The organism is Vibrio sp. 811 (genome assembly GCF_033339195.1).
Genome location: NZ_JAWOUB010000867.1, coordinates 1 through 536, shown reverse-complemented (window position 1 = coordinate 536; position 536 = coordinate 1). Strand labels below are relative to the sequence as shown.

Sequence of the window (536 nt, the reverse complement as noted above, 5' to 3'; positions counted from 1 at the left end):
CCTCTTCTACCGTCATAGCTCGGTTTGAACCAACCAAAGAGATAAAGCGTTTGTAGCCATGCTCAATGCCTAGTTGGAACGCTTGAGACGCGCCCTCAGACAAGCCAGTCGTAATGCCGTCGCCAGAAAACGGTGAGGTGCCAACGCCGTCGGTGTTGATACCAAGTTTGCTGAAGCCTTTTTCGAACGTCGTAATAACGCTGAAGATACCAATAGAACCTGTCAGTGTTGTTGGTTGTGCGACGATTTTATCTGCGCTCATTGAAATCCAGTAACCGCCAGAGGCCGCTAAGCTCGACATCGAAACTACAACAGGTTTGCCTGCTTTTTTTAGCGCTTCCACTTCGTTGCGAATCACTTCTGACGCAAACGCACTGCCACCAGGGCTGTCTACGCGAAGCACGACTGCTTTTACCTTCTCATCGTTACGCGCTTGACGCAGTAGACTTGCAACTGTGTCACCGCCTACTGTTCCACGAGGTTGTTGACCATCCATGATGGCGCCACTTGCAACAACAACGGCAATATCATGGTTT

General features: G+C 50.2%; 1 protein-coding gene. It reads right to left on the bottom strand.

Annotated features, from left to right (window positions below; all coding sequences use genetic code 11):
* Nucleotides 1-536 (bottom strand): S49 family peptidase (locus tag R7Q46_RS29840; protein WP_318078676.1); only part of this gene is annotated, 536 nt, incomplete at both ends.